This window comes from Sphingomonas sp. IC-56 (assembly GCF_021043375.1).
In the GTDB taxonomy this organism is placed as follows: Bacteria; Pseudomonadota; Alphaproteobacteria; order Sphingomonadales; family Sphingomonadaceae; genus Sphingomonas.
Genome location: NZ_JAJNDV010000001.1, coordinates 395855 through 409150 on the forward strand (window position 1 = coordinate 395855; position 13296 = coordinate 409150).

Here is a 13296-nt window from a genome sequence, read left to right on the forward strand (position 1 = left end):
CACCGGGGCCAAGCCGCACAGCGGCAGGGAGCGGGAGCGATACCATGGGCAGGGCATTGGCGGGACGGGTGCGGCACCTCGGATGGGCGGCATTGCTATCGGCGCCCGCCGCGCTGGCGCAGGGCACGCTGCCGCTGACGCCCATGCCCGCCTCGGTCACCCATGGCACCGGTGCGTTCACGCTTGGTGACGGCGCCGCGATCGCCACCCCCGAAGGGGATGCCGGCGCAGCCGCAGCCGCCCGCCTGCTCGCCGCACATGTAAAGGTCGAACGCGGCCTCAACCTGGTCCCCCGCACCGGCACCGGCGCGATCCGCTTCACCCGCGACAACACGGTGATCGGTGACGAAGCCTATCGCCTGACGGTGGATGCCCGCGGGATCCGTATCGCGGCCTCGAACGATCGCGGACTGGTCTATGGCGCCATGACCGCCGCGCAGCTGCTCAGCCCCGACCGCGCGTTCGGCAAGCCGGTACGGGTCCAGGCAGTGACGATTGAGGACGCCCCGCGCTTCGGCTGGCGCGGGCTGCTGATGGATGTGGCGCGCCACTTCCAGCCGATTGAAGACGTCTACAAGATCGTCGACCAAATGGCCTCGGTGAAGCTCAACACGCTGCACCTCCATCTGACCGACGATCAGGGCTGGCGCTTCGAAGTGAAGCGCTACCCCAAGCTCACGCAACTCGGCGGCTGGCGCACCCCGCCCTCGAGCGGCGGGCCGGTCGGGCCGCGCCATGGCGGCTTCTACACGCAGGAACAATTGAAGGCGCTGGTCGCCTATGCGGCCGAGCGCGGGGTGACGATCGTCCCCGAGATCGACTTGCCGGGTCACGCCCAGGCGCTCGCCGCCGCCTATCCTGAGTTCAGCGTGTTCGCCGACGCGCCCGAGGTCGGTCACGACTGGGGCGTCATGCCCTATCTGTTCAACCCGGCGCCCGAAGGCATGCAGTTCGTCAAGAACGTGCTCGATGAACTGGTGGAGGTGTTCCCCAGCACCTTCATTCATCTGGGCGGTGACGAGGCGATCAAGGACCAGTGGGAGCGCTCGCCCAAGGTCCAGGCGCAGATCAAGGCACTCGGCCTCAAGAGCGAGAACGAACTGCAAAGCTGGATGATCGGGGAGTTCGGCAAGTATCTCGCGACCAAGGGCCGTCGCCTGATCGGCTGGGACGAGATCCTGGAGGGCGGCCTGCCCGCCTCCGCCTCGGTGATGTCGTGGCGCGGCGAAAAGGGGGCGGTCGAGGCCGCCAATCAGGGGCATGACGTGGTGCTGAGCCCGGCGCCACTGCTCTATCTCGACCAGCTGCAGAGCAACTTGCCCGACGAGTGGAACGGCCGGCTCGCCGTCCAGTCGCTGGAAAAGATCTACCGCTACGAACCGGTGCCCGCCGGCATTTCCGCGGACAGGGCCAGGCATGTGCTTGGCGCACAGGGCAATGCTTGGAGCGAGTATCTGATCACCCCTGCCCAGGTGCAGCACGCCTTTTTCCCGCGCGCCGCCGCCATCGCGGAGATGACCTGGTCCGCCAAGGACAAGCGCGACTTCGCCAGCTTCCTCGGCCGCGTCCAGCCGCAGATCGGCCGCTGGCAGCGATCGGGCATGCATGTCGCCGATGGCGCCTTCGCGGTCAGCTACGAGCTTCAGGGCAGTCGCGGCGACGCGTTGCGCACCAACAAGGCTGTGGTCGCGCTCGCAACCCAGGCGCCCTATGGCACGATCCGCTACACGCTCAATGGCCGCGACCCGACGGCCAAGTCGCCGGTGTACAAGGAGCCGCTCACGCTCAAGTCGGGCGCCACGATCCGGGCCGCCGCATTCGACAAGGCCGGCAATGCCACCGCAGCGCCGCGCGCGTTCGACACCAGCCGGCCTGCGCTGCTGACCCGTACCACCTCGGACATGGCGGCGTGCCCCGGCGGCTCGCTTTACCTGCGCGTGCCGCTCACGCCCGATCAGGCCGCCACTGCGCCGGTCTATAACATCGACCTGTTCAACACCTGCACCGCCTACCCCGCCGCACCGCTGAGCATCGCGAAGGGCTTCACCGTCAGCGTCACGCGGCTGGCGCGCCACTGGGGCCTGGCGCACGACACCGGCAGGCGCCGCGATCCCTATCCCGCAACGATGCACGGCGAGCTGGTAATCACCGCCCGCTGCACCGCCGCAGCCACCGACAAGAGGGTCAAGCCGATCGTGGTCGGCAGCTTTGCGCTGCCCGATCCGGCAACCGCACCCACCCAGTTCAGCTTCTCGGGCACGTTCCCGCAGATGCAGGGAGACGAAGACTTGTGCTTCCAGTTCACTTCGCCGGCATCGGCCCCCTTCTACACGGTCGAAAAGGTCGTGCTGACCGAGGGAGCAGCCAAGTGACTCGCGCGCTGCTCGCCTTGCCGCTGCTGTCCGCCGCCCTGCCCGCGCTCGCCGATCCGCGCGAGACGCTGTCGCTCGATGGCGCCTGGGAAGTCCGCATCGATCCCACCGACGCCGCTGCCAAGACTCGGCCGGCCGAAGCAAGCTGGTTTGCCGCGCGCGTGCCCGGCAGCGTCCAGCAGGATCTGATCGCGCTCGGTCGCGCGCCCGATCCGTTCAAGGGGATCAACCAGGCGCCGATTCAATGGGCCGGCCTTACCGCCTGGCAGTTCCGCAAGGTGATCGACGTCACCCCGGCGATGCTCAAGCGCGATCATCTCGACCTCGTGTTCGACGGGCTCGATACCTTCGCTACCGTGTCGCTCAACGGCACGCGGCTGCTCACCGCCGACAACGCGCATCGCCGCTGGCGCGTCGACGCCAAGTCCGCGCTCAAGGTCGGACGCAACGAGTTGATCGTCTCCTTCGCCTCGCCGATCCGAACGCTCCAGCCGCGCGTGCTCGCCGAAGCCAATCCGCTGCCCGGTGAATATGAGTCCGAGTTCGGCGACGAACCCAAGGGCAAGCAGACCTCGCCCTATATCCGCAAACCCAAATACCATTGGAGCTGGGACTGGGGTCCCCGCCTGGTCAACATCGGCCTGTGGCGCCCAGTGAAGCTCGAGGCGTGGGACGAAGCCCGCATCGACAACCTGCGCGTCGACCAGGAAGCGATCAACGCCGCCGAGGCGCGCCTCGTCGCCCGCTACCGCATCGTCGCCGACCGCGCCGGCTCCTTCACGCTCAACACGACCCTAACCGCGCCCGGGGGCAAGAAGCAGAGCGTCAAGCGCAGCTTCACGGTCGCTGCCGGCATCAACGAAATCAGCGTGCCGCTTACGGTCTCCAAGCCCCGGCGCTGGTGGCCGGTCGGCTATGGCGACCAGCCGCTCTACAGCGTCACCGGCGCACTGATCGACGGCGGTGAAACCAGCGACCGCATCGCGCAGACGCTTGGCCTGCGCACCGTGGAGCTGATCCGCAAGGACGGCAGCTTCGGCTTCAAGGTCAACGGCGTGCCCGTATTCGCCAAGGGCGCGAACCTGATCCCGTTCGACAACTTCCCCGCCCGCGTCCCCCGCGCGCAGATGGAGCATATCCTCCAGAGTGCCCGCGACGTGCACATGAACATGATCCGTGTTTGGGGCGGCGGATACTATCTGGACGACGCGTTCTACGAGATCGCCGACAAGATGGGCCTGATGATCTGGCAGGATTTCATGTTCGGCGGGGCAGTCACGCCCCCCGACGCCGCCTTCCGCGAGAATGTCCGCATCGAGGCTGAGGAGCAGGTCGAACGGCTCCAGCCGCACCCCTCTGTCATCGCGTGGTCGGGCGGCAACGAGATCCTGGCCGGCTGGGAAAACTGGTCGGACCGCAAGGCCTTCAAGAAGCGCGTTGGCGCGGATGAACAAGAGCGGATCGGCGTCGGCATGGCCGTGCTGTTCGACCGCGTGCTGCGCAACGCCGTGCTCACCCGCTCGCCGGGCACGCCCTATTGGAACAACTCGCCCGCCACCGATTACGAGGCGCCGACCGACACCGACAAGGACGGCGACCGCCATTTCTGGGACGTGTGGTCGGGCTCCAAGCCGGTCGAGCGCTATCTCGACAGCTGCCCGCGCTTCATGTCGGAATACGGCTTCCAGGCCATGCCCGACCTGTCGACGATCCGCGGCTTCGCAGGCGATGGCCCACTGACGCTGGAGAGCCCTGTACTCAAGGCGCACCAGAAATTCCTCGCCGGCGAAGGCAATAGCCGCCTCAAGCTCTACCTCGACCAGCGCCTGCGCGCGCCGAAGGACTTTGCCGACACGGTGTACCTGACCCAGGTCAATCAGGCGCAGGCAATCGATATGGCCGCGCGCCATCATCGCGCCTGCCGCCCCACCACGCTCGGCTCGCTCTACTGGCAGCTCAACGACACCTGGCCGGCAATCTCCTGGGCGAGCGTCGACTATAGCGGCCAGTGGAAGCTGCTCCATTATGCCGCGCGCCGCTTCTTCGCGCCCCAGGCGATCGTCACCGAGCATCGCGACGGCGCTACCCGCGTCGCCTTGGTCTCCGACGCCACCCAGCCCCTCGCGGCGCAATGGCGCATCCGCGCGTTCGACATGGCCGGCAAGCCGCTCAGCGAGCGCGGCACCGATGCGGCGCACACGCCTCTCGACGCGGCGCTTGGCGCGCGTGGCGCCGACGTTACCCTGACCCCGCTCGGCGCTCAGGAAGTCGCCAGGATCATCGACGCCGACCTGTTCGGTGCCGCCCCGGCGAACGCCAGCTATGCCGTGGCCGAGCTGATCATCGGCGGTCGCAGCGTGTCCCGCACGATCGTCGAACGCGCGGTGCCGAAGGACATGGCCTATCCCGCCCCCGGCCTAACCGCGCGCTGGGACGGCAATCGGGTGACGATCACCGCCACGGCGCTTGCCCGTGCGGTGATGCTCGACTTCGGCAGCATCGCCGCCCAGCCCTCGGACGACGGCTTCGATCTGCTGCCGGGCGAGAACGTGACGATCACCGTCGCCTCGCAGGCCGATCCCCAAGCGCTGCAACGCGCCCTCACCCTTCGTACGCTTGGACCCCAGTCATGATCCCGTTCCTGCTCCTCGCCGCCGCAGAGCCCGATGCCGATGCGCTCGCGAAAGCCATCGCCACCATGACGCTGGAGGAAAAGGCGGCCCAGCTGCAAAGCACCGCCCCCGCCAATGCGGAAGCCGGCCTCCCCGCCTTCGATTGGTGGAACGAGGGGCTGCACGGCCTCGCCCGCAACGGCTACGCCACGGTCTTCCCCCAGGCGATCGGCCTCGCCGCCACCTGGGACGTCGACCTGCTCGGCAAGGTCGGCGACGTCGTCGCCACCGAAGCCCGCGCCAAGTTCAACGCCCGGCCGCTGAACGCCGATCGCCGGATCTATGAAGGGCTGACCATCTGGTCGCCCAACATCAACATCTTCCGCGATCCGCGCTGGGGCCGTGGCCAGGAAACCTATGGCGAGGACCCCTACCTCACCGGCCATCTCGGCGTCGCCTTCATCCGCGGGCTGCAAGGGCCCGACCCCAAATTCCCCAAGGTCATCGCCACCCCCAAGCACTATGCCGTGCACAGCGGGCCCGAGGCCGGGCGCGACAGCTTCGATGTCGATCCCAGCCCCCAGGACCTGGAATCCACCTATCTCCCCGCCTTCCGCCTTGCGGTCACGGAAGGAAAAGCGCGTTCGCTCATGTGCGCGTACAACTCGATCCACGGCGTACCGCTCTGCGCGCTGCCCGAGTTGATGAACACGCGGCTGCGCACCGATTGGGGCTTTAACGGTTTCACCGTGTCGGACTGCGACGCGGTCGCCAACATCCACCTGTTCCACCATTACCGCTTGGACGGCGCAGCGGCGTCGGCAGCGGCGATCAAGGGCGGCAACGACCTCAACTGCGGCAACACCTATGCTGCCCTCCCCGAAGCAGTCGCACGCGGGCTGGTGAGCGAGGCGGAGATCGACACCGCCCTCACCCGCGCGCTCTCGGCCCGCCAGGCGCTCGGCACCATCCTCGGCGCCACCAGCCCGTGGAACCGCATCAAGCCCAGCGAAGTCGGCACACCCGCCAACCGCGCCCTGGCGCTCGACGCCGCTCGCAAGGCAATCGTGCTGCTCAAGAACGATGCCGACCGCCTGCCGCTCAAGCCCGGCAGCCGCATCGCCGTGATCGGCGCCAATGCCGATGACCTGAACGTGCTGGAGGGCAATTACCACGGCACCGCCAAGACGCCGGTGACTCCGCTCGATGGCATCCGCCGCCAGTTCGGCGCGGCGAACGTCCGCTATGCGCAGGGCTCGGTACTCGCCGACGGCGCCCCGGTGGTGATGCCCGAAACCGCCTTCACGGCCGACGGCAAGCCAGGGCTGAAGGCAGAATATTTCGCCAGCGCCACCGTCACCGGAGCGCCCGCCGCTGTCCGCCAGGATCGGCGCATCGACTTCAACTATACCCGCGTCGCGCCGCTGCCAGAGCTGGACGCAAAGGGGTTCGCGGTGCGCTGGTCGGGCGAGATCGTGCCCCCGGGCCCCGGCCGCTACACGTTGGCGCTCGAGATCCCCGCCTGCTGGACAGACTGCAAGACGCATGACAGCGTCCGGCTGTGGATCGACAACAAACCGCTCCACCAGGGCCTGCTCGGCAAGACCCGCGTGGAAATGCCCTTCACCAGCGATGGCAGCCGCCACAGCTTCCGCATGGAGCTCGATCATGCCGGCGAGGATGAAGGCATTCGCCTGCTCTGGCTCCCGCCTGCCGAGCCGCTGCTCACCCAGGCAGTGACCGCCGCCAAGGACGCGGACGTGATCGTCGCGGTGCTTGGCCTGTCGCCCGATCTGGAAGGCGAAGCGCTCCAGGTCACCGTTCCCGGTTTTGCCGGCGGCGACCGCACCGATATCGGCCTGCCCTTCGCCCAGCAGCGCCTGCTCCAGGCGCTGCGCGACACCGGCAAGCCGGTGGTGCTGGTGCTGACCAATGGCAGCGCGATCGCAGTCGATCCTGCACAAGCCGACGCGATCCTCACTGCCTGGTATCCCGGCGAATCCGGCGGCACCGCGATTGCCGAGACGCTCGCCGGGCTCAACAACCCCTCGGGCCGCCTGCCGGTCACCTTCTACAAGTCCACTTCGGACCTGCCGGCGTTCGTCGACTATGGCATGAAGGAGCGGACCTACCGCTTCTTCACCGGTACGCCGCTCTGGGGCTTTGGCCATGGGCTCAGCTATACCAGCTTCGCCTATGACGCGCTGACGGCAAAGGCCGGCGCGCTCGGCGCCCCGGTGGAAGTCAGCGTCCGCGTGCGCAACAGCGGCGCCCGCGCCGGCGACGAAGTGGTGCAGGCCTATGTCGTCCCGCCCGCGCTCAAGGCGCGCACCATGACCACCCCGATCCTCCAGCGCGAGCTCGCCGGCTTCCGCCGCGTGACCCTCAAGCCCGGCAAGGCGTCGACGCTGCGCTTCACGCTCGACCCGCGCAGCCTCAGCACCGTCGCGCGCGACGGCACGCGGCGGGTGGTGCCCGGCGCCTATCGCCTGTGGGTCGGCGGCGGCCAGCCCGGCAGCGCGCCGGGCCAATGGGCCGACTTTACCCTGAACGGCGAAGCACAGGAGTTGCCCAAGTGATTAACCGCCGGACCATGATCGGCGCGGGCCTCGCCCTCGCCGCCACCCCTGCCTTCGCGCAGAAAACCGGCTTCGTCAGCCATCGCCCCAAGCCCGTCGACCGCAAATTCGTCAGCAAGGCGGTCGAGCGCGAGATCGTGCGCGTTTCGAAGAAGATCGCCGATCCCAAGCTGCGCTGGATGTTCGGCAATTGTTACCCCAACACGCTGGACACCACCGTGGCGATGCGCACGGTGGACGGCGCGCCCGATGCGTTCGTGCGTACCGGCGACATCAACGCGCTCTGGCTGCGCGACAGCTCGGCGCAGGTGAAGCCCTATCTCCACCTGGCAAAACAGGATGCCGATCTGCGGCGGCTCTACCATGGCCTGATCGCGCGCCAGTCGCGCTCGATCCTGATCGATCCCTACGCCAACGCGTTCATGGAGGATCCGTCCGCCAAGACGAACCTCAGCTGGTCGCTCGACGATCGCTTCCCGCTCAAGCCCGGCGTCGCCGAGCGCAAATGGGAGATCGACTCGCTCTGCTATCCGATGCGCCTCGCGCATGGCTATTGGCAGGCAACCGGCGACAAGACCCCGTTCGATACCCGCTGGGCAGAAGCCGCGCGGCTGAGCATCGCCACCTTCCGCGAACAGCAGCGCAAGGACGGCAAGGGGCCGTACCGCTTCCAGCGCAAGAGCAACATTCCAAGCGAGTCCCTGCCGCTCGACGGCTATGGCGCGCCGTCGCGTGCCGTAGGCCTGATCCATTGCGGCTTCCGTCCCTCCGACGACGCCTGCGTCTACCCGTTCCTGATCCCGTCCAACTATTTCGCCGTGACGGCGCTGCGTGAACTCGCGGTGGTGGCGAATGCAGCGCGCGGTGACGCGGCGCTGGCGAACGAAGCCGTGGCGCTGGCTGACGAAGTCGATGCGGCGCTGCGCAAGTACGCGCGCATGCGGCTGCCCGATGGCAGCGAAGTCATTCCGTTCGAGATCGATGGCTTCGGCAACGCGCTTTTCATGGACGACGCCAATGTCCCGTCGCTCTCCGCGCTTGCCTATCTCGGCTGCCTGCCCGCGAACGACCCGCTGTTCCAGCGCACCGCCGCGGCAGCGTGGAGCGAGAACAATCCCTATTGGTCGCGCGGACGCGTGGTCGAGGGGATTGGCGGCCCCCATGTCGGGCTGAACCAGGTCTGGCCCATGTCGCTAGTGATGCGCGCCTTCACGCGCAGCGATGATGCGACGATCCGCCAATGCCTGCGCATGATCCGCGACAGCGATGGCGGCACCGGCTTCATCCATGAAGCGGTCGACCACGACGATCCCTCCAAGTTCACGCGGGAATGGTTCGCCTGGGCCAATGGCCTGTTCGGTGAATTGATCGTCCACCTGGCCGGCACTCGGCCGCATCTGCTGGCAGGTTCGCTTTGACTCCCACCCGTCGCCAGCTGCTCGCCTCGAGCGCATTGGGGCTTGCCGCTTCCACGCTGCCCGCCGCTGCCGCTCGCGGCAAGCAAGGGGCCGCGCCCAACCTGTTCATCGGCACCGGCGGCACCGGCCACACCTATCCCGGCGCGACCGTGCCGTTCGGCATGGTCCAGCTCAGCCCCGATACCGGCGTGGAGCGCTGGGAGACCTGCTCGGGCTATCATCGCGGCGACACCTCGATCCTCGGCTTCTCGCACACGCATCTTTCGGGCACCGGCATCGGCGACATGCTCGACGTGCTGGTGGTGCCCTCGGCGGGTCCGGTGCAGTTGCAGCCCGGTACGGTGGAGAACCCGGACGCCGGTTACCGCCAGCGCTTCTCGGGCGAACATGCCGAACCAGGCTATTACCGCGTGGCGCTCGAAACCGGCGTGCAGGCCGAACTGACCGTTACCGATCGCACCGGCTGGCACCGCTATCGTTTCCCCAAGGGTGCCGGGCATCTGCTGATCGACTTGTCGCACCTGGTGCTTGAGCGCACCGGCGCGCGTCCGCTGATCGACGAAGCATCGCTCGCCATCCAAACCGACGGCACGCTCACCGGCACCCGCCGTGTGTTCCGCTGGGCCAAGGGCCGCCGCATCTTCTTCGCGATGCAATTCTCGCGCCAGCCCGATCGCATCACCTTCCATGGCGACCATGATCTGCCCCAGCCCGCCGGCTCGACAGGGGTCACCGGCAAGCGCTTGAAGGCCGTCCTTCATTATAACGACGCCGGCAGCGCGCCGGTGCTGGTCCGCTGCGGCATTTCCGCGGTCGATGCCGTCGGCGCACGCGCCAATCTCCAGGCTGATGCCAAGCACTGGAACTTCGACCGCGTCCGCCGCGACGCCTCGGCGCGCTGGGCAAAGGCGCTGGACACCATCCAGGTAGAGGGCGGCAGCGCCGACCAGCGCACCATCCTGTCTTCGGCCCTCTACCATGCCCAGGTCGCGCCGACCCTCGTCTCGGACGTGGATGGCCGCTACCCCGGACTCGACGGCACGGTGCAAACCGTCCCCGTCGGCGGCGCTGCCTTCAGCAGCTATTCGCTGTGGGACACGTACCGCGCGCTCCATCCGCTGCTGACGCTCGTCGCGCCGGACAAGACCAAGCTCATGGTCGACGACCTGATCCGCCAGACCGCCCAATCGCCCTTCGGCCCGCTCGTCTGGCCGCTTCAGGGCAAGGAAACCGGCACCATGATCGGCTGGCACGGGGTGGTTCCACTGGCCGAAGCCCATGCCAAGGGCATTCCAGCCGACTATGCCGCCGCCTGGCCCGCTATCTACCGGAGAAGCTTCGACTTTTCTGCGCCGGACCTGGAAAATAGCAAAGGCCGCAGCCTCTACGGCACACTCAACTACGTCCCCGCGGACAAGGTCAATGAGAGCGTAAGCCGCACCCAGGAATATGCTTATGACGATTGGGCCTCCGCCCATCTCGCTAGAGCCGCTGGTGCCCCCCAGGACGCCGATCGCCTCCTCAAGCGCTCAGGCAATTGGCGCAACGTCATCGACGGTAAGATCGGCTTTGCCCGCCCCCGGTTCGCCAACGGCAGTTGGTGGAAGGACTATGACCCCATCCAGCTCGGCCACATGCCCGAACCCGATTGGCGCGACTATACGGAAGCCAATGGCTGGCAGGCGACCTTCCTCAACCAGCACGACATCTATGGCCTGATCGCGCATATCGGCGGCGACGCGAAGTTCGAGGCAAAGCTCGACGCGCTGTTCAACGCGCCCTCCACCCTGCCCGCCAACGCCCCACCCGACATCTCGGGACTGGTCGGCCAGTACGCGCACGGCAACGAACCTGACCAGCACGCGCCCTATCTCTACAGCTATGTCGGCGCGCCCTGGAAAACCCAGGCCATGGTCCGCCGCCTCTGCGTCGAGATGTACAAGAACGATCCCGACGGCATCATCGGCAACGATGACTGCGGGCAGATGAGCGCCTGGTTCGTGCTGTCCGCGCTCGGCTTCTACCCCGTCGACCCGGTCGAAGCCGCCTATGTGTTCGGATCGCCCCTGTTCACCCGCGTGACGCTGAAGCTGGGCACGCGCAAGCTGGTGATCGAAGCGCCGGGCAATGGCCCCGACACCCCCTATGTCGCCGCAGTGACCTGGAACGGCCGCCCCTGGACCAAGAGCTGGATCTCGCATCGCGATCTCGCCGTCGGCGGCACGCTGCGCTTCACCATGTCCCGCACCCCCAACCGCAGCTTCGGTCGCGCCCTTGCCGACCGCCCGCCGTCGTTCGGCCGCACGCCCGCCTGAGACAAGAGGATCCCATGACCGAGCTTTCCCGGCGCACCCTGATCGCCACCGGCCTTGCTGGTGCAGCACTCCCCGCCGCCCCCGCCCTAGCCGCGGCGCGCGCGCCCAAGCCTTTCGGCGCGACGCCGAGCCCGCGCCAGTGGACGTGGCACGGGCGCGAACAATACGCCTTCGTCCATTTCTCGATCAACACCTACACCGACAAGGAATGGGGGTTCGGCGACGAGAGCCCCAAGCTGTTCAACCCCAGCGATTTCGACGCGGACCAGATAGTGGCCGCGGCCAAGGCCGGCGGTCTTCAGGGGCTGATCCTCACCGCCAAGCATCATGACGGTTTCTGCCTGTGGCCGACGATGCTGACCGAACATTGCATCCGCAACAGTCCCTACAAGAATGGCAAAGGCGACATCGTCCGCGAGATGGCCGACGCGTGCAAACGCGCCAAGCTGCCGTTCGGCCTGTATCTCTCGCCCTGGGACCGCAACCATCCCGAATATGGCCGCCCCGCCTATGTCGACTATTTCCGCACGCAGCTGACCGAACTCTGCACGCGCTATGGCGAGCTGTTCGAAGTTTGGTTCGACGGCGCCAATGGCGGCGACGGCTATTATGGCGGCGCGCGCGAGGCGCGGAAGATCGATGCGCCGCGCTATTACAATTGGCCTTCGATCGTGGCGCTGGTCCACAAGCTCCAGCCAAACGCCTGCACCTTCGATCCACTGGGCGCCGATATCCGCTGGGTAGGCAATGAGGACGGCGTTGCGGGCGATCCGTGCTGGCCGACGATGCCGAACGAACCCTATGACCAGAAGAACGGCAATGCCGGTGTACGCGGCGGCGCGATCTGGTGGCCGGCGGAGACCGACGTGTCGATCCGTCCGGGCTGGTTCTACCATTCCGACGAGGACTCCAAGGTCAAGAGCCCCGAGCGGCTGGTGCGGCTTTATGACGAGTCCGTCGGACGCGGCACCAACCTGAACCTCAACATCCCACCCGATCGGCGCGGCCGCATTCCGGACCAGGATTTCAAAATCCTCAAGTCATTTGGTGACGCCATACGCGCGACCTTCGCGCGCGATCTCGCCCAGGGCGCAGTGGCGCACGCCAGCCACAGCCGCTCCGGCTTCGCGCCCGCACGCGTGCTCGACGGCAATCGCGAGACCTATTGGGCGAGCCCCGACACTGTCACTACGCCCACGCTCACGCTCGACCTCAAGCCCGGCACGCATTTCGACGTGATCCGGCTGCGCGAATACCTCCCGCTCGGAGTGCGTGTCACGCGCTTTGCGGTCGATGCCGAGATCGGCGGCAGCTGGCAGACGCTTGCCGAGCATGAATGCATCTCGGCGCAGCGGATCATCCGCCTGCCCACCCCGATCGCGCCCCGCCGGGTTCGGCTGCGCGTGCTGGAGGCGCCCGTCGCCCCGGCGATCAGCGAGTTTGCGCTGTTCCACTCGGTTGCGTCGGTGCCGGTTCCCGCCATCGTTTCGACCGACCCGAGCGTGCTCGACGTGACCAAATGGCGCATCGTCGAGGCGAGCGCCCCCGGCGCCGAGAAGCTGCTCGACAACGAAGCTGGTACCATCTGGGTGCAGCCAAGTCCGACGCCAGGAAAGCCGGCGCGCGTCGTCGCCAATCTGGGCGCGATGACCGAGCTTGCCGGGTTCAGCCTGACTCCATCGCGTCAGGTCATGACGGGGGCTGCGCCGCCACGCGGCTATCTGGCGGAGACGAGCCGAGATGGTACCAACTGGGAGCCGGCGGCGACGGGAGAGTTCTCCAACATCGCCTATGCCCTCTCGACGCAACGCATCGTCTTTGCGCGGGCTCGTACCGCGCACTATCTGCGGCTCACCTTTGCCGAAACGGCGGTTCCGGCCACTAAGCTGGCCGTGGCGGGCATCGGCGGGTTCGTGCCCTAACGCTGATGAGGATCACTGGTCTGGGCGCTTTTTCGGAAGTGCAGGAGCGCCAGCCACCTGCACGGGTAAGCGGGCGCG

General features: G+C 67.4%; 6 protein-coding genes. All 6 read left to right on the forward strand.

Annotated elements, in window-relative coordinates:
* Window positions 1-44: 44 nt before the first annotated feature.
* Genes LQ953_RS02055 through LQ953_RS02080 form a run of 6 tightly spaced genes read left to right on the forward strand, consistent with a single transcriptional unit; the run spans window position 45 to window position 13218 of the window.
* Window positions 45-2372, forward strand: a complete 2328-nt coding sequence (locus LQ953_RS02055; protein WP_231028779.1) for a beta-N-acetylhexosaminidase — start codon at window positions 45-47, stop codon at window positions 2370-2372.
* Window positions 2369-5005: a beta-mannosidase gene (locus LQ953_RS02060; RefSeq protein ID WP_231028781.1), complete on the forward strand. Its 2637-nt coding sequence runs from the start codon at window positions 2369-2371 to the stop codon at window positions 5003-5005. The genes LQ953_RS02055 and LQ953_RS02060 overlap by 4 nt, the downstream gene beginning before the upstream one ends.
* Complete coding sequence (locus LQ953_RS02065; RefSeq protein ID WP_231028782.1) at window positions 5002-7563, forward strand: glycoside hydrolase family 3 C-terminal domain-containing protein; 2562 nt, start codon at window positions 5002-5004, stop codon at window positions 7561-7563. The genes LQ953_RS02060 and LQ953_RS02065 overlap by 4 nt, the downstream gene beginning before the upstream one ends.
* The gene (locus LQ953_RS02070; protein WP_443026527.1) at window positions 7560-8981 is read left to right on the forward strand and encodes a glycoside hydrolase family 125 protein; all 1422 of its coding nucleotides are present in this window, start codon (window positions 7560-7562) and stop codon (window positions 8979-8981) included. The genes LQ953_RS02065 and LQ953_RS02070 overlap by 4 nt, the downstream gene beginning before the upstream one ends.
* Window positions 8978-11296 carry a GH92 family glycosyl hydrolase gene (locus tag LQ953_RS02075; protein WP_231028784.1) on the forward strand — a complete coding sequence of 773 codons (2319 nt, stop codon included), beginning with the start codon at window positions 8978-8980 and terminating at the stop codon, window positions 11294-11296. The genes LQ953_RS02070 and LQ953_RS02075 overlap by 4 nt, the downstream gene beginning before the upstream one ends.
* Window positions 11297-11310: 14 nt before the next feature.
* Window positions 11311-13218, forward strand: a complete 1908-nt coding sequence (locus LQ953_RS02080) for an alpha-L-fucosidase (RefSeq protein ID WP_231028786.1) — start codon at window positions 11311-11313, stop codon at window positions 13216-13218.
* The last annotated feature ends 78 nt before the right edge of the window (window positions 13219-13296 follow it).